We start from the raw sequence: 18,934 nt of genomic DNA, 5'->3' as shown, positions 1-18,934 counted from the left end.
GTTGATTCGCAATAACAGACACGGTTTCTTGAAGGAGGAAAAAGAGAGGATAGTCCGTTATTCGCACTTGTACCAAATTCCGGTTGAAACCCTGTATATAACCTGTGCGATCAACTAAGTAAAGTAGAAAATGCACCGTTCCACCGAGAAAATGACCGTGAACATACACTCCACGATCTCACGCTATTGCCCGCCCAGCAAGGCCTTTGATGGGTCCTGTCCATGAGCGTCCGCTCCCTCACCGATCTCGAACTGCGCGGCCAGCGCGTACTCGTGCGCGTGGATTACAACGTGCCGCTCGACGAAGTGGGCAGCATCACCGACGACACGCGCATCCGGGCGTCGCTCCCCACGCTGCGGCATATCCTGGACCATGGTGGCCGGGCCATCCTGATGACCCATCTGGGACGGCCAAATGGGATTACGGAGAACCTGCGGTTACGGCTGGTGGCGGACCGGTTGTCCGGACTCCTGAGCCAACCGATAGGCTACGTGCGAGAGACGGTTGGACCGGTCGCGGAACGTGCCGCAGCAGACCTGGCGAACGGCGAATGCCTCCTGCTGGAGAACGTCCGGTTTAACGACGGGGAGACCCGGAACGATCCGGACTTCGCCCGCGAACTGGCTGCGCTGGGGGACGCCTACGTGAACGACGCCTTCGGAACGGCCCACCGCGCCCACGCATCCACCGAAGGCGTTGCGCGACTGCTGCCCGAACGCGCGGCCGGATTCCTCATGCAGAAGGAACTGGACTACCTCTCCGGAGCGATCGAAAACCCGAAAGGGAAGCTGGTTGTTATGCTCGGCGGGGCCAAGGTGTCGGACAAGATCGGGGCGACACGCCGGTTCATCGAGATCGCCGACGCCCTGATCATCGGGGGCGGCATGGCCTATACCTTTCTCGCCAGCCGGGGCGAGGCCATTGGAAGGAGCCTGCTGGAGGATGATCGACTGGGTTTCGCGTCGGAGATCCTGGACCGATCCGCCGACCTGGGCAAACCGATCCTGCTGCCCGTGGACCATGTTGTCGCCGACTCAATCGACTCCGGTGAGACTGCGCTTCATGTCGACCAGGTCCCCGACGGTTCGATGGGCCTCGATATCGGGCCGGTAACCCGACGTCAATTTGTCGAGACCATTGGCGAAGCGGGTACCATACTGTGGAACGGCCCCATGGGCGTCTTCGAGATCGAGGCGTTCGCGGAGGGCACACAAGAGGTCGCCCAAGCAATCGCGGAGGCAACCGGCCGGGGAGCCGTGTCCATCATCGGCGGCGGTGATACGGCCGCGGCCGTCAACGCCCTCGGTCTAGCCGGGCGCATGAGCCACGTATCAACCGGTGGCGGTGCTTCGCTTGAACTGCTGGAAGGCAAGGTGCTGCCAGGGGTTAGTGTACTGGAAGTGGGTTGATACTCCCGTCACCGACAGCAAGCATCAATTCCCTATAAAACTGATGCCCCCGAGGTTATCCGGAAACCGGCCGAAATGCTGGGGCATAACCTCGTAAGACCGCCAGGCACGTTGCCATGCGTATCGTGGCGTGCCTATCCTGGCGGCGACCGGCCCCGCAATAGATTCAATCGTCGTGGTGTTTCCTCGAAAATCGGTAACGCGGATGTCTATCTCACCCCGACTTCTAGGCTGATCGCTGGTCAGAACCAGCTGCAGGCTGCGGAACTGGGTGTACCGTTCGCCATAGATGCTTCCCCACAGGTTTACTTTGATGCCATCGGGCGTGGTCTGCTGTGTGATTTTGATTTCCTCGGGCAGTGCGAGCACCTTGCAGCTCTCCAGGTCCGGGGAGATGAACTCCACGCTCGTAAGGTACTCGGCGTTTTTCGTCTCGATGGTGTACCGCCAGTTGTTGGGGCCGGCCGGCATGACCGTCACCGCGACCAGATCCTTGGATTCCACCAGGGCTGGCTTGCGGGCGGCGCATCCGACTACGGTAAGCAGAACGAAGGTCGCCATGACTGCAAAGACGGTGATACGTTGGGTGCCGGGATGAGACATGTTGCACCTCCAGAATGTGACTTCTTGTAAACCTATATCGAATTTACTCTTATCCTCAATACCCCACCAGGTGAATCGGATGATTGGGGCGAGTTTCCTTCCGCCGCCTCCAGGTCCTATCTACTTGCACGCCCCGCCTCGTTCTACTTCCTTCAAACGGTCTCCGGTCTGTTGGCGTACGATGATCTCGGCCGCCGTGCGCTGGTCCATGTTCCGTAGTGCGTCGGTCGTACCCACGAAGAAAATGGTCGCGCTGCCGCCGCCACGGCGTGGGGAGCGTGCCAATCGAAAAAGCCCGTAGCAGATTATCAGGATTCCGCAAATGGCGAGTAGAGGGGCCAGGTGTGGCTGAATCAACAACAACAGATCGTTCGTAACCGTCTGGATCAAAATCAGCCGACCTTCCCGCAGTACGACCGCTTGTCATCCTCGTTAATTTCAAAGCGTGGCAGATACTGTACGTTAAATTCTAGCTTCTGAGCACTCACATTGGTTAGACGCTGTGGGGCACGGGAAGTTTCCGGTTTCGACCCCGATCGGGCTACCGATGAGCCACCGAAACTGTCCGCCCGATCAGGCCGCCGGCTTGCCCCGGCCCTCCTCGATCTTCCTGCGTCCCGGCCTGAAGTATGACTGCAGGGCCTCCAGGAAGCTGCGGGCCGCCTTGGAAAGGTACCGCCCCTTGAGGTAGATCGCCCCCATTTTCTGGCGGGGACGGTTTCGGAAATCCCCGATCGTGACCTGCGCGAGCGTGCCGTTTTCCAGTTCCTCCTGGATGGCTATGGAGGGAACGATGGACAGGCCCGCTTCAATCCGCACGAAGTGCTTGATGACCTCGATCGAACTGAGCTCCATGGCGACGTCGAGCTGTACCCGCGATTTCTCGCACAGATCGTCGATCAGCCGCCGCGAGGCGCAGTGCTGGTCGAGCAGGATCAGCGGATACTGCTCCATGTCCTTGAGATGCACCGTCCGACGCTTCGCCAGGGGATGGTCCGGCGGCGTGATCAGCACGTCGTGGCGGGAGAACAGCGGGATCGTCTCGATCTCCCGGGGCAGGTAGGCCAGCGTGACCACGCCGAGATCCACCTCGCCGTCCACCACGGCCTGGATGGTCCGCAGCGACGTGGCGTTCTTCACGACAATGTCGATGCCGGGATAGCGGTCCTGGAAGGATTTGAGGATGGCCGGCAGGCGGTAGCAACCCGTGGTGTCGGACGTGCAGAGCACGAGACGGCCGGCCTCGAGCCTGTCCAGGTCTTCCAGTTCCTGCACGGCCTCTTTCATCAGCCCTTCCATCTCGCTCACGTACTTGAGCAGCACCTTGCCGGCCTCGGTGAGGGCGAGATGCCGGGTCGTCCGGTGGAAGAGCGGCTGGCCGATTTCGCCCTCGAGCTTGGCCACCTGGATGCTCACGGCGGACTGGGACCGGAAGAGGGCTTTTGCCGCCAGAGAAAAGCTTCCGTGACGTGCCACGGCATGAAAGGCGACGGCTTGATCGTAGGACAGGTTCATTTATTTGTCCACGTAATAGCGCGTATTTAAATTATTAATTTGACTAATATATCTGAGCCGGTATTATGTCAAGGCAAAATCGGCGGGATGATGTATATTGATAGACTCGAATCTCGAGCCGTCGATTGACGCGAAAACGGATCAGCACAACCTCGGATCACCGTACCGGGATTCCGAACGGGGAAATGGATCCTCAAACGGTTTCCCTCGGAGGGCATAAATGGCGCAGATAGCCTCTACCGTTTCTCACAGTCTCAAGGAATACCGCCTTCTGCCACGCCTGACGCAGGCCGACGCGAACGCCCAGCTCGCGTCCCTGGAGACGCGCCTCTGCCGGCAGGGGGACGGCTACCTGGCGCTGCGCACGCCTTTCCTCAGCGCGGCCATGCAGGCGGTCACCAGCGTGGAGATGGCCATCGCCATGGCCCAGCTGGGCGGCATGGGCGTGTTCGCCGTGAGCCAGACCATCGAGGAACAGTGCGGAAAGATCGACGCGGTGAAGCGGTTCAAGGCCGGGTTTCAGACCGATATCGTCACGCTGTCGCCGGAACAGTCCATCGGCGAGGTGATCGGCATCATGAACGATACCGGCTACCACACCTTCCCGGTGACGGATACCGGCGTCTTCCACGGCAAGCTGGTGGGCGTGATCACGGACAAGGACTTCGACGAGCGGTACGATCATGGTCTCCGGGTGGGCGACCGCATGAAGACCGACGTGCAGACCGGCGCCGAGGAGGACGACCTGAAGACGGCGAACACGCGGATGATCGAGTACGGCCGCGGGTTTCTGCCCATGGTTTCCTCCGAAGGGACGCTGGTGTCGGTGGTGTTCAAGCGGGACCTCGACAAGCATATCCGCCATCCCCATTCCACGGAAGACGCCCAGAAGCGCCTCGTGGTCGGCGCCGCCGTATCGACCCATCCCGAGGACAGGGAACGGGTGGAGGCACTGGTCGAGCACCAGGCCGACGTGATCGTCATCGACGCCTCCGACGGCCATACCGAGTACCAGGGCGAGACTTTGAAATGGATCAAGTCCCACTACGACATCCCGGTGATCGCCGGGAACGTGGTGACGCGGGAGGGGTTCGACTACCTGGCCGCCAGCGGCGCGGACGCCGTCAAGATCGGCATGGGCATCGCATCGGGCTGCACGACGCAGATGGTGAAGGCCACCGGCCGCGGCCAGGCCACCTCCATACAGGAAGTCGCCGCGGCCCGCGACGCGTGGGCAGAGAACTCGGGCGACTATCTGCCCCTCGTGGCGGACGGCAGCATCCAGGGTCCCGCGGACATGCTCGTCGCGCTGTCGCTGGGCGCCGACACGCTCATGATGGGCAATCTCCTGGCGCGGTTCACCGAGAGCCACGGCGAACTGGTCCGCAACGCGGCCGGGGACCTGGTCAAGGAATACTGGATGGAAGGCAGCCGGAAAGCCTTCAACAACCGGCGCTACGCGCAGCTCGCCAGCACCTTTTTCGAGGAAGGCATCGTGGGCCAGGTGCCCCACGCGGGGTCGGTCTACGACAAACTGCCCATCGTCATACAGATGCTCAAGTCGGGCATGGCCACGGCGGGATGCGCCACCATCGAGGCGCTGCACCGGGACGCCGTCCTGGAACTGCAGTCCAACGTGTCCCTCGACGACAGCGGCGTGCACGACATGTCCGCCATCCAGTCCATACAGGAGTTCGGGATCACCTGATAGATCACCTGAAAACGAGGTGCGATGAAAGTCGTTTTCTTCGATTTATTCGAAACGCTGATCACCGAGAAGACAAAAAGCGCTTTCCAGTCGAGATCCCCGAACTACGTGAAACTGCGCACCTCGCGGGACCGGGTGGTGCAGTGGTGGGAGGATTTCGGCGAGCGTGTGATGACCGGCGAGTTTTCGAACTGCCTCGCCAAGTTCCTGCACATGCGGGATGAAGTCGGCTCGCCGGTCTCGGACCGGAGACTTGGCGAAATCGCCCGGGAGTACGAACAGTGGAAGAGCCGGGTCATATCCGAAGTGGATCCCGGAGTGTTGGAGATGCTGGACAACGTCAGGGCCCGCGGGCTCGGCATCGGAATCATCAGCAACGCCATGCCCTGGGAAGCGCTGGCATGGAACGCCTGTCCGCTTCGGGATCACGTGGACGAAGTCGTTTTCTCCTGTGAAGTCGGAATGATGAAACCGGACAGGAAGATCTACGATCTCGCCTGCGCGCGCATGGGTGTCCGGCCGTCCGATGCATATTTCGTCGGAGATGGTGGCTTTGACGAACTGCGCGGCGCGGCAGCCGCCGGTATGACGGCGATCCAGGCGGCCTGGTATCTGCGGCAGGAAGTGGCATGGCCCTGGGATCATCCCCTGCCCCGGGCGGAGTCGATCGAAAGCCTGCCGTCCATGTTGAATTAACACACACCTGACCCCTTTCGCGCCTGTCGCAGCGTTCATTCCCGGACCACGCCATGACCATTCCCCAGCTGAAACGCAAGCTGCGTCAGCTCAAGCAGACCGAGTGCCGCATCCGGTTCAGGACCCGCCCGCGGGAGGAACACCAGGCGCTGGTCTGGGATGCATTCTTCTCCACGCGGACCGCGGACGATGGCCGGGTAGCCTATTCCCTGAACCGGCTGGCGAATATGGATCACGAGGAGATCAAGAAGGTCTACGAGGGCTTCTTCTACCGCGTTTACTTCCAGTATTTCAAGGAACACGGCCTTTCCATGGCCGACGCCTACGACCCGGGACTGCTGTCCCTCCTCGGCTTGCCGCCCTACGCGACTTTCCAGGACATCAAGCGGCGGTACCGGGAACTGGCCCAGGTCCACCACCCCGACCACGGCGGCGACCACGACGCCTTCATCGAGGTCGTGGACGCCTACGAGCGGCTGACGGACAAGGGCCGTCCTTGATCTTCCCGCCGAAACCGTCCATATTCCCGGTGTCCCAGTTTAACTGATTTCATGATTTCTGCAGGAGTTTTCCTCATGAAAACCGTACCCTGTCCCGTCTTACTCTTCGGGATGCTGATCCTTCTCCTTCTGCCCGCAACGGTCCTCGGCCAGTCCAACGCCGACGCACGGTACATCGTGGAGCACTATGACAAGATGGAGCGCTACGTGCCTATGCGCGACGGGGCGAGGCTGTTCACTTCCATCTACGTGCCGAAGGACGATGCACGGACCTATCCCATCCTGCTGCAGCGCACGCCCTACAGCGTGGCGCCCTACGGGGCGGCGTACAGGACGCAGATCGGCCCGTCCATGCTGTTCGCACGCGACGGGTACATCATCGTCTACCAGGACGTGCGCGGCCGCATGATGTCGGAAGGGGAATTCGAGGCCGTGCGCCCTCATAACCCGGACAAGACGTCGGACGCCGACATCGACGAGAGCACCGATACCTACGATACGGTCTCCTGGCTGCTTGAAAACGTGCCCAATCACAACGGCCGCGTGGGCGTTTGGGGCATATCGGCGCCGGGTTTCTACGCCACCCACGCCCTGATCGACGCCCATCCCGCCGTGAAGATCGTTTCGCCCCAGGCGCCGGTGACCGACTGGTGGATCGGCGACGACCGCCACCACAACGGCGCGTTCCAGCTGCAGGCCAGCTTCAGTTTCCTGTCCTTCTACGGCCAGCCGCGTCCCGCGCCCACGACCCGGCGGGCCACGGGGTTCCGCGATTACGGCACGCCGGACGGCTACCAGTGGTACCTGGATCTCGGGCCCCTGTCCAACATAAACGAGAAATACCTGCACGGGGAGAACAAGATCTGGAACGCCATGATGGAGCATCCGGACTACGACGAATTCTGGCAGGCCCGCACGCCGCTGCCCCACCTGAAAGACGTGAAGCCGGCGGTGCTCGTGGTGGGCGGGTTCTTCGACGCCCAGGACCTGTACGGCCCGCTGAAGACGTACGCCGCCGTGGAAAACAACAACCCGGGCCTCGTGAACCACCTCGTCATGGGTCCGTGGTGGCACGGCGGGTGGGCGCGGGGCAGCGGCCTGCGGTACCAGGACATCTATTTCGAACAGCCCACGGCGGCGCACTACCGGGAAGCCATCGAACTGCCCATCTTCAACCACTATCTGAAGGACGGTCTCGATCCGCAGCTGCCTGAAGCCAGCATCTTCGTCACGGGTTCGAACGAGTGGCACGCCTTCGACCGCTGGCCGCCCCGGGAGGCACGCGAAGCGAACCTCTACCTGGCGCCCGGCGGCGGCCTGTCCTTCGACCGGCCGATGGGCGCGGACGACCACGCCGAATACGTCAGCGATCCCGCGAAACCCGTGCCCCACACCTCCCAGGTCGTCATCAACCGCGACGACCGGTACCTCATCCAGGACCAGCGGTTCGCCGCAACACGGACCGACGTGCTGGTCTTCGAGTCCGATGTGCTGGAGGAGGACGTCACCGTGACGGGCGATCTGTTCGCCAACCTGTACGTGACCACGACGGGGGAGGACGCGGATTTCGTCGTCAAGCTGATCGACGTATATCCCGATACGGCGAGCTACGTGGGCGAGAACCCCATGAATGTGAAGATGGGAGGTTTCCAGCTCATGGTGCGGGGCGAGGTCATGCGGGGCCGGTACCGAAACAGTTTCACCCATCCCGAGCCCATGCGGCCGGGCAGCGTCACGCGTATCGTATTCGACATGCAGGACGTCGCCCACACCTTCAAGGCGGGGCACCGCATGATGGTGCAGGTGCAGAGCAGCTGGTTCCCCATGGTGGACCGCAATCCCCAGACCTGGGTACCGAGTATCTACGAAGCAAAAGAAGAGGACTACCAGACGGCCACGCACCGGGTGTACTTCTCTCGGAGCGCGCCTACCCACCTGAAGATGAAGCTGCTGGAGTGATGGGTCCCCGGGCTGGCGGTGAGGGCGGCGGTGAGGGCGGCGGTGAGGGCGGCGCGGAAAAAGCGGTCCGGCGATGGTCGAGCACCACCCGACGCGGGCAGTAGATAAGCGCGCACCGTACTGCGCGCCCCGTCAGACGAAATTGAAGCCGTACCATGGTAGCTGGACGGGGAATACACTCTCCAGCGCGGTCCTGAGCAGGCCAGGCGGAATCGTCTCGATGGGATCCTCATCGGGCGGTAACACGCCGAAGACGAGGGCGCCAAGGTCGCTTGTGGCGACGGCATGGTACTTGCCTCCGCATCGAAATACCACCGAGTCCGCTACGGCGTCCCACGTCAATACGTCCGGGCCCAGCACATCCGCGATGTAATCCTCGAATACCTGCAGCAGCCGTTCCGGTTGAAGGACAAGCACCGTACCCGTGAATCCCTGGGGCACCGCGATCACGCCGTGGGGCCGGAGCAGGAAGGCCAGTTCGATGTCTGACGCCGTGGTCACGATTTCGAGGTAATCCACATCGTAGCGGTCGTACAGGCAAGGCAGCGCGCGCAACAGTGCGGACCGCGAGCCCGCGATCTCGGCCAGCCTGGCCCTGCGGGCTTCGTCTTCCCGGTCGGGCCGGCGTTTCTGGATGCCCGCGTAGGCCATCAGACGCCCTTCCTCGCGGATCGCCACGGTCTCCCCGTCGCGGTCGCAGATCCATGCGGCGTCGACCGCCATCCGCAGATCGGCCGTCGATCGCACGTATCGGCTGGGCTCTTCCGCGTACAACCGGGTCATTTCGTGCAGGTCCTCGGGGCCCGCTCGTTGGATGTCCGTTTCGCCCACGGCCGTTTCATCCGCGCCCGTTTCGCCCGCGCCCGGGCCATCACCCGGGCCATCGCCGATGGGCAGCGTGTCCCGGGGAACGGTATAAAGGGCGTACTGCCCGATGCGCTTCGCACCGAGGCGCGTATAAAGCCCCCTGCCTCCCGATATGGGCATGAGCACGGCGTCCTGTGCGACGGCCTTCCGGACCGCCTCCTCCATCAACTGCGTCGCCAGTCCCCGTCCCCGATGGGATTCATAGGTCGCCACCGCGCCGATGCTCATCGTGGACATCCGGCATCCGAGCACAGAGATGTCCCGCGTCAACGCGCCCACATGGGAGACCACAACGCCCTCGTCGACTATGACGAATAGTTCATCGTAGTTCTCCGGCGTAAAAAGCAACGGATACTGCGCCTCCATGCGTCCCACGCCGTCGCCGCGGAAGACGGTATTGATCAGGGTGCAGAGCGAATCGAACTCCGTCGCCTTCAATCCCCTCGGGCCTTCCATCGGCTGACTCCTGTCACTATTACTTTGTACGATACTTTACTTGGGCATGGCGCCCGTCGCGGACCGTCTCAGTCCCGTCGCGGGCTACCGCGGATCTTTCAATGCGCCCGTCGCGGTGTCGTCGCGAGTCGGCCGCGGGTCCTTCGCGGCACTTTGAAAACCGGTCCACGCTTTATATATTCCCGATAGAAAGGGGTGTCAAGCACGGGGCGACGTACAGGCACGGGGCGGCGTTAGGACGCGGCATACAGACCATGTACATTTCCGAGATCTTTCATTCCATTCAGGGCGAGGGCCTGCTGACCGGCGTCCCCTCCGTCTTCATCCGTACTTCGGGATGCAACCTGCGGTGCCGCTGGTGCGACACGCCGTACACGTCGTGGTCGCCCGAAGGCGTGGAGCGGTCCGTGGACGAGATCATGGTGGATATCGCCGGTTTTCCCTCCCGTCACGCGGTGATCACGGGCGGCGAACCGCTTCTCATGAAGGATCTGCCCGAACTGACCGAGAGACTTTGCGACGAGGGATATCACGTCACCATCGAGACGGCCGGCACCGTGTACGCCGACCTGCGCTGCGACCTGGCCTCCCTCAGCCCCAAGCTGTCCAATTCAACGCCCTGGATCGAAGAAGATGGGAAGTATGCCCCGAACCACGTAAAACTGCGGATCAACCTGCCCGTCCTCGGTCGGTTCATGGCGGCCTACCCCTATCAGTTGAAGTTCGTGGTCGACCGCCAGGAAGACCTGGACGAAGTCGAATCACTACTCGCGGACCTGGACGACGTGGACCGGAACCGGGTGCTCCTCATGCCCCAGGGGCGGACGGCCGGGGAGTTGAGCAGCCGCGGCGCGTGGGTCGCCGAGGCCTGCAAATCCCGCGGCTTCCGGTACTGCCCGCGGGTTCATATCGACCTCTACGGGGACACCCGCGGGACCTGACGCCAGCCTGTTTCCCGCTTGTCCACGGGCCGTCCGCGACATGGACGCCAGCCTATTTCTCGCTTGTCCGCGGGCTGTCTGCACCATATCTTGAGCCGTTGCATTGATGCCGACCGGATGGATACGACACGCCTCATCACGGAGCGGATATGAACGACCATGGCAGGGATTGGGACCGGGGTCTCGTGAGCTATCCCGATCCCGATGTCGAGATCATCGACGACCGGTTCAAACCCTACGTGCTGCACACGGCGGGGATCGAGCGGTTGTTCACCGGGACGCGGTGGTCGGAAGGCCCCGTATGGATCGGCGACGCCCGATGCCTGGTATGGAGCGACATCCCCAACAACCGCTTGCTGCGCTGGGACGAAGAGACCGGCGCGGTGTCCGTCTTCCGCAAGCCGTCCAACAACACCAACGGCAACACGCGGGACCGCGAGGGGCGGCTGATCTCCTGCGAGCACGACACCCGGCGGGTGACGCGCACGGATCACGACGGGACGATCACCGTGCTGATCGACCGGTTCGACGGCAAGCGGCTCAACGCGCCGAACGACGTGGCGGTGCACTCCGACGGCTCGGTCTGGTTCACCGACCCGGGGTACGGCATCCTGATGAACTACGAAGGGCACAAGGCCGAATTCGAACAGCCCACCCGCGTGTATCGACTGGACCCGTTCACGGGCGGCGCGACCGTCATCGCCGATGACTTCATGCGTCCCAACGGGCTCTGCTTCTCGCCCGACGAATCACGTCTATACGTTGTAGATACAGGCGCTTCCCACGACCCCGACGGACCCGCCCATATCCGGGTACTGGACATTTCGGGTACCCGCGCCACAAGCTCCCGCATATTCACCGACATGAAACCAGCTTCCTCCGACGGCGTCCGGACCGACGTGGACGGCAATCTGTGGGCCGCCTCCGGCTGGGGCGGACCGGACACGAACGGCGTGGTCTGCTTCTCCCCGGAAGGCGACCGGCTTGGGATGATCCACCTGCCGGAGCCCTGCGCCAACCTGTGCTTCGGCGGCGTGAAGAAGAACCGGCTGTTCATGGCCGCCAGTCAGTCGCTGTACGCCCTCTACGTCGAAGCCCAGGGGGTGCAGCGGCCGTGACGCGTCTACAGCAGGCCCCCGACAACGGGTCCATGCTCATTTTCGATTTCGACGGCGTCCTGCTGAATTCCGTCGTGGAGATGTCGATCACGGCCTACAATGCGGTCACGGGCGGACTGGCCACTTCTCCGGACGATCTGCCCGGCAACGCGGCGGCGCTCTTCGTGACCAACCGGTTCCACGTCCAGCCAGCCGGCGACGCGATCAACCTGATGGCCTGGTGTGTCGAGAACGCCGGCCTGCCCGTCGACCACCGGCTGGATCCGGCGGAATACCGGGCGATCCGCGAATCGTCGGACGTTCCCCTGAAGGAACGCACGGTCCGGTTCTTCGCGGCCCGGAAGCGGTTCGTCGTCCACGATCCCGTCCAGTGGCCGTCGCTCAACACGGTCTACCAGCCGGTCTGGGACGAATTGAAAGGGGTGGACGCCGAAGGGATCGTGATCCTGACCAACAAGAACCGGGAGGCCACCGTGACCCTGTGCCACCACTTCGGCCTGGCCGTCCGGCCGGAAAACGTGTACGCGGGCGATCACGGGGCCACCAAGATCGAGAACCTGGAGGCGATCAAGGCGCGGTTCGGCCGGGAGCGGTACGGGTTCGTCGACGACTCCATAGGCAACCTGGTGGAACTCGACGCCCATTTCAACGCCGGTAAGCCCGGTAACGCCGGTGAGCCCCAGCTCGAACTGATGCTGGCTTCCTGGGGGTACATCGGACCGGACGACCACGCGCTGGCGCGACGCGCAGGTTTCGCCATCCTCGACCAGGCCGGCCTCATCGCCCGCATCGCATCGATGAAGGGCGTCGGAATGGAAAGCCCATGAACCGGAACCCGGACTACAACCCCGGCAGTGCGCTCGAGGTCATCGATCGTCTCCCGGAACTGCGCGCCCTCGTCGTCGGGGACGTCATGCTCGACGTCTACGAGTTCTGCCGGACCGGCGACAGCAAGCCCATCGATTCGGAGAAGCCAGGAAAGCGGGCCTACCAGGCACAGGAGACGATCAAGGTGCTGGGCGGCGCGGGCAACGTGGCCGCCAACCTGGCTTCCCTGGACGTGCGCACCACCCTCGCGGGCGTGACGGGCGACGACGAACATTACTTCAAGATCCGGGAGCTCGCCGACGGTTTGTCCATCCGCCACGGCCTGATCCGGGACGGCGGCCGGGCCACCACGACCAAGGTCCGGCTGTACCTGGACGACGACTACCTGCTGCGCCGCGATTCCGAGAGCACCGACCGGGTGGGCGAAAGGATCTCGGCCGCGCTGGTGAAGGAAGTGCTTCGCGCGCTGCCGGAAACCGACGTGGTGGTCCTGAGCGACTACGACAAGGGCGTCTTTACCACGGAGAACGCGGGCCAGATTATCCGTGAATGCCGCCTCCATGAAATCCCGGTCGTGGTCGATTTCAAACCGGGAAACCGGGAGGCCTTCTCCGGCGTGGACATCATCGCGCCGAACGCCGCCGAGGCCACCGAACTCATCGGCGGGTTCTCCATGGACCGGCTGGAAACCGACTGCCGGCGACTGCACGACGCGCTGGGCTGCCGGAACACGGTAGTCACCCTCGGCGCGCACGGACTCTGCGGCGTGGGATCGGGCGGGTTCTTCCACGTGCCCGGGCATCGGGTACAACCCGTAGACAAGGTCGGCTGCGGAGACACGGTACGGGCGGGACTGGCCATCGGCGCGGCGCTGGGGCTACCCCTCGAAAAGGCGGGGGTGCTCGCCAACGACGCGGCGGCCGTCATCGTGCAGAAACCGGCCACGTCCGTCCTCTCCAGGCGCGAACTGCACGATTTCGTGGCGCGCAAACCTGCAGAGGAACTGCGTGCGGCCGAGAACGTTTAATCTTGTACATTCAGCAAAAACCGGATAGTATTTACATGAACGCAAGAGCTTACGGAAGCGTGTTCGGCAGGAGACGAACAATGACGCGCCTGAGTCTGTTTACCGCGGGTCTCGCGCTGGTCGCGATGGCCTGCAAGTCCGGTCCTACCATAGATGGCACGGACGTCGATACCTTCGACGCATCCATCGCCGAGGTCAAGGCCACCCTGGCCGAGGACGACCAGGAAAGACTAGACGACGTGCTGGATGCGTTCGAGTACCTCTACAGCGACAACGTAATCAGCTCGCTGAACGCGTCAGACGCCATACAGAACCGGATCCGCGGCCGGCTGGACGGCATGGACGCGACGGACATCTTCGCGGAGTGGAACGAGCGGGTGAACAAGGCCATCGAGGCCCTCGAGGAGAAGCAGGAGAACACGGATTCCGCCATGGAAAGTCTCAAGGACGTGAGGGTGCGTGGGGTCGAGTACTACGTGCAGCGCGGCCGGTCCGTCGTGAAACTCTCCATACACAACCGGACGGAACACCGGATCTCCAAGGTGTACTTCCGCGGTTCGCTCATGAGAAGGGAACCCCGGAAGTGGATCCTGGACGACGATTTCAACTACAACATCCGGCACACGGAGGGCAAGGACCTGGGGCCGGACGAGCGGGCCGTCTGGAACTTCGCCCTGCTGTCGCCCGTCTGGAAGAACGCCCCGGAGGACGTGGACAACCTCTTTCTGTACGTGATCGTCACGCGCATCGACGGCGCGCCCGAGCAACCCATCTACGACGCCTACACGGATCGTTTCACGCCCAAGGACCGGAGACGGCTCCGGAGGCTGATTTCCCTCAAGGAATCCATCGGGACGTTCGAGCCCGATCCCGAACCCGATCCAGAGACGGATCCAGAGACCGGGTCGGAATAGACATCATCCCTCTAGTTCGCGCATTTCGCCTAACTCGCGCCTTCCGCCTGGTTTGCTCCTTCCGCCTAACCGATATACCGGTCCACCGTATCGGCGAAGATCAGGAATTGCGGGTTGCTGCGGTGAGTCTGCCGCAGGGCCTGCACCGTGCGGCCCTCCTTCCCCTCCTCGTGAACACCCCGGCAGTACGCCTCCATTAACGTAGGTTCCAGCGGTTGCCGGGAGTCGTGGAAGCTGTCCGCGAAAAACCCGAAGATCATGCCCACGATACCGATGCCCACCATCATCATCAGGACGGTGGCCCCCTGTCCCAGGGGCGTGACCGGGTACTTGTCCCCGTACCCCACCGTGGTGGAGGTCACCACGGCCCACCAGATGCTGTCGCCGTAGACATTGAATACCTCCGGCTGGGCGCGGCGTTCCACCTCGTAGATCACGGTAGAGCTGATCATCAGGTACATGATGGTGATGAGGAAGATGGGAATGACCCGGACGCGATTGGTATACATGGACCGGGCGAACTCCGCCAGCTTGGGGCTGTACCGGAACATCTTGAGCAGCCGGAGCGTCCGCGCGCCGCGCACCAGGCCGAGCTGCTCCTGGGTCAGGCCGGGATAGAATCCGATCCAGAAGGGCAGGATGCTGACCAGGTCGATCAACCCGAGCCCGCTGCGCAGGTACTTCCCCTTGTGCGGCGCCAGCTTGATGCGCAGCACGTATTCCAGGGTGAAGAACCCGGCGATGACCCGTTCGATCCAGATGAACCCCGCCCAGGCGCCGGCGTCCAGGCTGCTGCGCGTCTGGGTATACTGCAACTCGATAAAATAGAGGATCATGTTGACGGCCAGTACGTAGGGACCGAAACGGTGTACGGCCGCAAGGAGGGAGGACAGGATTCCCGGCATGGTTTGCCTCCTGGGAGAGTTCGGTGGGCTTATCTAAGGCATATTTAAAGAGAAAGGCCCACCGTCCGCTTTTCGCATCGGGTGAGCCTTTGATTTCAGATCCTGCGACGGTCTCAGGACTTCCTGGAACGCAGGGCCGCCAGCCGGTCCCGCGTCGACGAAGCGGGTAGCGCGGGTTTGTCGGCCGCTTCAAGGGCCGCCGCGATGTTTGGATCATCGCTGATTTCGGTCTGGCCGAAGGCGCCGATCTTCAGCTCCGCGGCACGGGAGGTCGTCTCCGCCTTCTCCGTCTCCTTGTCCATGGCGTTGAGGGCCGTGTCGAGACCGCCCATTGAACTGCTCAGTCCCGCGGCCTGCCGTACGCCCTCGGCACGTTCGAGGGACCGCTCCTTCTTCATACGGGCCTGCTCCATGCGGCGCTGGGCCTGTTTCAGCTGGACCTGCGCCTTCTTGAGCTTCTCCGCTGCCACATCGTAGGCCTGGCGCAGCTCGGTCGCGAAGGCCTCCGCTTCCTGGTCCTCCTGGCGCTCCCGTTCGATCTCCGGGTTCAGACGCTCCAGTTCCGCGACCAGCTTCTCCAGGCTCTCCTCCAGCTTGGGCCGCTGGGCCTCGTCCGCCCCTTCGAGCTGGCCTTCGATCCGTTCGGCGGCGGCCAGGTACCGGTCGTACTGCGTCAACAGCGCCTGCGTCTCTTCATGGTCCTTCTTCACGTCCATCTCGGCCTTGCCGACCCGCTTCCCGAGCTTATCGAGTTCCTCTTCCATGAGGGAGATCTGCGCCTCGGAGGCGGTTTCCGGGTCGAAGGCCACCACGGCCTGGGTGAAGGACTCCAGGGCGTTGCCGGCCTGTTTCTTGCCGACGCGGGAGAGAAACTTCCAGATCATTTTTTCATCCTTTCGCGTTTAAATAACCGTGACTTCCTCGAGCATCAATGCCACGCCCAGATACAGTTCTATAACGCCGTCGCCCGCGCTGATCAACAGGAATTCGTCCACGCGCTCGGGATCTTCCGGGTTGTGGGGATCCCCGCTCGCCACCCGGAAGTAGGACATGGCCTGCTGGGTTTCCTCGAAGACCTGCTCTCCGTACGCGTCGCGGATGATCCGCTCGTCGACCTGTACCGGGGCAGACTGCCCGTCGCCGTCCATCCATTCCCGCTGGTAGCTTCTTTCCTCCCCGTCGCCGTGCAGCACTTCCGGGGATCCTATGATGCCGTCCGTGCTGTTCAGCCACTGTTCCCAGACTTCCTCGGAATGGGGATACAGATCCCGGTCGAGCACGTACAGGCGGCATTCCACGGGCTCCCCGTGGTCCGACACCACCTGGAGAAACGCCGAGGTATCCTGGAGATAGCACCGGTAGGCCATGGCCCCTTCGCCGAGGTCGATCTTTCCGATCGCCTCGATGGCCATGGGAAAGGAGGGAAAGTTGAAATGGACGAGACCGGTAAAGGTGGACGACGCGACAGCATCAATGTCGACCAACCGGTCGATGGCGACGCCCAGGGGCAGGTCCTGGTCGACCCGCTCGGGTTTCTTCCGAAAAAAACCAGCCGCCTCTTTCGCCTGCTTCTTCGCTACGGAACGAATGATGTGAAAGCTCATCGGGCCTTAGCGCTACTCCTCGCCCACGATGGGCTTGATGTCGTCGATGGACCGCCACAGGGCGTCCTCGAAGAGGGTCATCGGCTTGCTGCCGTAGGTATCCACCCACTGCTTGGACAGGATCAGGATGGCGTCCACCGTGAGCGTCTCGACGCTGCTGTCGAAATAGCCGAAGAGCCAGCCTTCCTGCAGCTCGGGATAGGTCTCGTGGGGGATCGTCGCCACCTCGTAGATCGTGTTTCCGAACTGGTCCACGGCCGTGCTGAAATAGTGCTCGTCCACGGCGACCATGCTCAACTGCAGTCCGTACTGGCGGTCCGCCTCCTTGAGCAGCTCCGAGTTGAGGCCGGCGACGAACAGCATGACCGAATTGGCATCTCCCGCCACCTGGCTCAACGCTTCCTCGTAGCTGGCGAACCGCGTATTGAACTCCCCGTACCTCGGATCCTGCAGGACGAAGCCCTCCCAGGCCCTGTGCGTCCCCGAACCCCGGGGGCCGACGTACACGATATGGGTGTTCGGCTCGAGGTCGGAGACGCTCGCGATGCCGCCGTCCTCGTTGACGATCAGTTGCACGTACTCGGTGTACAGGGTCGACTGCAGCCCGACCAGTTGGTCTTCCGCGTCAGGGTTCCTGCGCAGGTAGGAGTTCAGGATGTCGCTCTGCACGAGGATCGCGTCGACCTGGTTCTGGACCAGGTTGTTCAGGTTCTCCTCCGAACCCGCCGTCGTCTCGAGCATCACGTCGAAATCAGGCAGGTGCGTCTGCAGGATCTGGCCGAATCGATGGTAATTGCCATTCGCCACCCCCGTATTCACCGTAATGCGGGGTTGGTTCGGATCGGCGGTGGCCACGACTTCGGCGGCCAGGGCGATCGCCGGGGTGACGCCGGGCGGCAGGTATTCGGGATCTCTCGGCGTGCCTTCCAGCGTGGCGACCTGTCGGTCCAGCTCGTCCAGCTTCGCACGCAGTTCCGCGTTGTCCTCGGCCAGGCGCTCGGCCTCGCCGCGCCATTCCTGGTACCCCGGGTCGTTGGCATGGTGATGGGCCACAGCGTAGTGACGGCGGCTGCTCATCATGTCCAGCATGGACCACATGAACAGGGCGTCCCACATGCCGAAGCTGGGGTATGACATGAAGGCGTATCCCGGCGTCCTCCAGCCCATGCCCCCATAATAACTGTCTCGGCCTGCGTAGTAGTTGTCGTAGGACGTGCGGTTCTGCGAGCCCCGGTTGTAGAGGCCGTTATCCCGGTAGGTGCTCGTATTGGCGGCCGAGTTGGACGACCGGGCGAAACCGGCCTGCCTGGACTGGTGCGTGGCCAGCGACCGGCGCGCCGTTTCGCTCTGGACCCGCCGGCCCATGACCGAAGACCGCGCCGTGGCCCGGCCGGTGGATGCGGCGCCTGCCCGGGTCGAACGCGCCGCGGTGGCCGAGGGTTGCCCGGCCGACGTGCTGCGCGCCGGCGTGGCGGATTGCCGCGTCGTGCGGGCCGGTGTCTGCCGCGTGGCGGCAGCCGTGTTGCTCCGGGAGAAAGGGCTGCGCCGGCCAAAGGAACTGCGGCGATTCCAAAGGGACCGTGAACTCCGGAAACCGCCGAAACCGCGGCGGGCGTAGGCTTCCTCCGGACCGAATGGACCGAACAGTCCGGTGATCTCCCGGATAGTTCGTTCCGCGTTTTCAGCGCTTTTCGAGATTGGCACGGCGCTTATCGCGCTTTCCGCGGTCCGCGCCGCGTCGTCGGCCGAACGCAGGCGATCGGTCGCCACCGAACGCTCCGCGCCCGGTCCGGTCTGCAAAAAACCACCCATCAGCGCGATCAAGCCGGTCATCAAGACCAGTTTCAAATATCGAGACATGAGGTACTTCCCCTGTGTAGTCG

General features: G+C 63.0%; 17 protein-coding genes. 10 read left to right on the top strand and 7 right to left on the bottom strand.

Annotated elements, in window-relative coordinates; all coding sequences use genetic code 11:
• Positions 1 to 222: 222 nt before the first annotated feature.
• Entirely contained in the window at positions 223 to 1,410 is a 1,188-nt protein-coding gene (locus F4X08_03595; protein ID MYD24883.1) for a phosphoglycerate kinase, read from the top strand.
• A gap of 24 nt (positions 1,411 to 1,434) precedes the next feature.
• Here the strand turns inward: F4X08_03595 and F4X08_03590 are convergent, their stop codons facing one another.
• Together F4X08_03590 and F4X08_03585 are read right to left on the bottom strand one after the other, a co-directional pair.
• Entirely contained in the window at positions 1,435 to 2,013 is a 579-nt protein-coding gene (locus tag F4X08_03590) for a hypothetical protein (protein ID MYD24882.1), read from the bottom strand.
• A 573-nt stretch (positions 2,014 to 2,586) separates the two neighbouring features.
• Positions 2,587 to 3,528: a LysR family transcriptional regulator gene (locus tag F4X08_03585; GenBank protein ID MYD24881.1), complete on the bottom strand. Its 942-nt coding sequence runs from the start codon at positions 3,526 to 3,528 to the stop codon at positions 2,587 to 2,589.
• Positions 3,529 to 3,748: 220 nt separating this feature from the next.
• On the opposite strand from F4X08_03585, the gene F4X08_03580 reads away from it, so the two are divergent.
• The 4 genes from F4X08_03580 (at position 3,749) to F4X08_03565 (ending at position 8,391) form a co-directional block, all read left to right on the top strand.
• A complete protein-coding gene (locus F4X08_03580; protein ID MYD24880.1) occupies positions 3,749 to 5,236 on the top strand; it encodes an IMP dehydrogenase in 1,488 nt (495 codons plus the stop codon).
• Positions 5,237 to 5,260: 24 nt separating this feature from the next.
• Positions 5,261 to 5,932, top strand: a complete 672-nt coding sequence (locus tag F4X08_03575) for an HAD-IA family hydrolase (protein ID MYD24879.1) — start codon at positions 5,261 to 5,263, stop codon at positions 5,930 to 5,932.
• A 53-nt stretch (positions 5,933 to 5,985) separates the two neighbouring features.
• The gene (locus F4X08_03570; GenBank protein ID MYD24878.1) at positions 5,986 to 6,432 is read left to right on the top strand and encodes a J domain-containing protein; all 447 of its coding nucleotides are present in this window, start codon (positions 5,986 to 5,988) and stop codon (positions 6,430 to 6,432) included.
• Between the two features lie 75 nt (positions 6,433 to 6,507).
• Entirely contained in the window at positions 6,508 to 8,391 is a 1,884-nt protein-coding gene (locus F4X08_03565; GenBank protein ID MYD24877.1) for a CocE/NonD family hydrolase, read from the top strand.
• Positions 8,392 to 8,523: 132 nt separating this feature from the next.
• Here the strand turns inward: F4X08_03565 and F4X08_03560 are convergent, their stop codons facing one another.
• Positions 8,524 to 9,714 carry a GNAT family N-acetyltransferase gene (locus F4X08_03560; GenBank protein MYD24876.1) on the bottom strand — a complete coding sequence of 397 codons (1,191 nt, stop codon included), beginning with the start codon at positions 9,712 to 9,714 and terminating at the stop codon, positions 8,524 to 8,526.
• A gap of 254 nt (positions 9,715 to 9,968) precedes the next feature.
• Here F4X08_03560 and F4X08_03555 point away from each other — a divergent pair, with 254 nt between their 5' ends.
• The 5 genes from F4X08_03555 to F4X08_03535 all read left to right on the top strand — a co-directional run bounded on the left by F4X08_03555 (position 9,969) and on the right by F4X08_03535 (position 14,542).
• A complete protein-coding gene (locus tag F4X08_03555; GenBank protein MYD24875.1) occupies positions 9,969 to 10,655 on the top strand; it encodes a 7-carboxy-7-deazaguanine synthase QueE in 687 nt (228 codons plus the stop codon).
• A gap of 149 nt (positions 10,656 to 10,804) precedes the next feature.
• Positions 10,805 to 11,773, top strand: coding sequence for an SMP-30/gluconolactonase/LRE family protein (locus tag F4X08_03550; protein MYD24874.1), 969 nt, complete (start codon positions 10,805 to 10,807; stop codon positions 11,771 to 11,773).
• Positions 11,770 to 12,600 carry a hypothetical protein gene (locus F4X08_03545; GenBank protein MYD24873.1) on the top strand — a complete coding sequence of 277 codons (831 nt, stop codon included), beginning with the start codon at positions 11,770 to 11,772 and terminating at the stop codon, positions 12,598 to 12,600. Before F4X08_03550 ends, F4X08_03545 begins: the two co-directional genes overlap by 4 nt.
• Positions 12,597 to 13,628 (top strand): hypothetical protein, encoded by a 1,032-nt coding sequence (locus F4X08_03540; protein MYD24872.1) that lies wholly within the window; start codon positions 12,597 to 12,599, stop codon positions 13,626 to 13,628. Before F4X08_03545 ends, F4X08_03540 begins: the two co-directional genes overlap by 4 nt.
• Positions 13,629 to 13,708: 80 nt before the next feature.
• The gene (locus F4X08_03535) at positions 13,709 to 14,542 is read left to right on the top strand and encodes a hypothetical protein (protein ID MYD24871.1); all 834 of its coding nucleotides are present in this window, start codon (positions 13,709 to 13,711) and stop codon (positions 14,540 to 14,542) included.
• 65 nt (positions 14,543 to 14,607) lie between these two features.
• On the opposite strand, the gene F4X08_03530 is transcribed toward F4X08_03535, so the two are convergent.
• The 4 genes from F4X08_03530 to F4X08_03515 form a co-directional block, all read right to left on the bottom strand.
• The gene (locus F4X08_03530; GenBank protein MYD24870.1) at positions 14,608 to 15,447 is read right to left on the bottom strand and encodes an ion transporter; all 840 of its coding nucleotides are present in this window, start codon (positions 15,445 to 15,447) and stop codon (positions 14,608 to 14,610) included.
• 113 nt (positions 15,448 to 15,560) lie between these two features.
• Positions 15,561 to 16,331 (bottom strand): hypothetical protein, encoded by a 771-nt coding sequence (locus tag F4X08_03525; GenBank protein ID MYD24869.1) that lies wholly within the window; start codon positions 16,329 to 16,331, stop codon positions 15,561 to 15,563.
• A gap of 18 nt (positions 16,332 to 16,349) precedes the next feature.
• Complete coding sequence (locus tag F4X08_03520; GenBank protein MYD24868.1) at positions 16,350 to 17,051, bottom strand: DUF2491 family protein; 702 nt, start codon at positions 17,049 to 17,051, stop codon at positions 16,350 to 16,352.
• Between the two features lie 12 nt (positions 17,052 to 17,063).
• Positions 17,064 to 18,911, bottom strand: a complete 1,848-nt coding sequence (locus F4X08_03515; GenBank protein MYD24867.1) for a hypothetical protein — start codon at positions 18,909 to 18,911, stop codon at positions 17,064 to 17,066.
• Between the last annotated feature and the right edge of the window lie 23 nt (positions 18,912 to 18,934).

Source organism: Gemmatimonadota bacterium (genome assembly GCA_009841265.1).
Classification (GTDB): domain Bacteria; phylum JAAXHH01; class JAAXHH01; order JAAXHH01; family JAAXHH01; genus JAAXHH01.
The sequence above is the reverse complement of the archived record's forward strand: the minus strand, read 5'-3'. Positions and strand labels throughout refer to the sequence as shown.

What these genes read in the sequence shown, in the direction of transcription:
- F4X08_03560 (MYD24876.1), bottom strand. Translation starts at nt 9,714, where the DNA reads ATGGAAGGCCCGAGGGGATTGAAGGCGACGGAGTTCGATTCGCTCTGC.
- F4X08_03580 (MYD24880.1), top strand. Translation starts at nt 3,749, where the DNA reads ATGGCGCAGATAGCCTCTACCGTTTCTCACAGTCTCAAGGAATACCGC.
- F4X08_03555 (MYD24875.1), top strand. Translation starts at nt 9,969, where the DNA reads ATGTACATTTCCGAGATCTTTCATTCCATTCAGGGCGAGGGCCTGCTG.
- F4X08_03595 (MYD24883.1), top strand. Translation starts at nt 223, where the DNA reads ATGAGCGTCCGCTCCCTCACCGATCTCGAACTGCGCGGCCAGCGCGTA.
- F4X08_03515 (MYD24867.1), bottom strand. Translation starts at nt 18,911, where the DNA reads ATGTCTCGATATTTGAAACTGGTCTTGATGACCGGCTTGATCGCGCTG.
- F4X08_03520 (MYD24868.1), bottom strand. Translation starts at nt 17,051, where the DNA reads ATGAGCTTTCACATCATTCGTTCCGTAGCGAAGAAGCAGGCGAAAGAG.
- F4X08_03525 (MYD24869.1), bottom strand. Translation starts at nt 16,331, where the DNA reads ATGATCTGGAAGTTTCTCTCCCGCGTCGGCAAGAAACAGGCCGGCAAC.
- F4X08_03585 (MYD24881.1), bottom strand. Translation starts at nt 3,528, where the DNA reads ATGAACCTGTCCTACGATCAAGCCGTCGCCTTTCATGCCGTGGCACGT.
- F4X08_03570 (MYD24878.1), top strand. Translation starts at nt 5,986, where the DNA reads ATGACCATTCCCCAGCTGAAACGCAAGCTGCGTCAGCTCAAGCAGACC.
- F4X08_03550 (MYD24874.1), top strand. Translation starts at nt 10,805, where the DNA reads ATGAACGACCATGGCAGGGATTGGGACCGGGGTCTCGTGAGCTATCCC.
- F4X08_03530 (MYD24870.1), bottom strand. Translation starts at nt 15,447, where the DNA reads ATGCCGGGAATCCTGTCCTCCCTCCTTGCGGCCGTACACCGTTTCGGT.
- F4X08_03565 (MYD24877.1), top strand. Translation starts at nt 6,508, where the DNA reads ATGAAAACCGTACCCTGTCCCGTCTTACTCTTCGGGATGCTGATCCTT.
- F4X08_03590 (MYD24882.1), bottom strand. Translation starts at nt 2,013, where the DNA reads ATGTCTCATCCCGGCACCCAACGTATCACCGTCTTTGCAGTCATGGCG.
- F4X08_03540 (MYD24872.1), top strand. Translation starts at nt 12,597, where the DNA reads ATGAACCGGAACCCGGACTACAACCCCGGCAGTGCGCTCGAGGTCATC.
- F4X08_03575 (MYD24879.1), top strand. Translation starts at nt 5,261, where the DNA reads ATGAAAGTCGTTTTCTTCGATTTATTCGAAACGCTGATCACCGAGAAG.
- F4X08_03535 (MYD24871.1), top strand. Translation starts at nt 13,709, where the DNA reads ATGACGCGCCTGAGTCTGTTTACCGCGGGTCTCGCGCTGGTCGCGATG.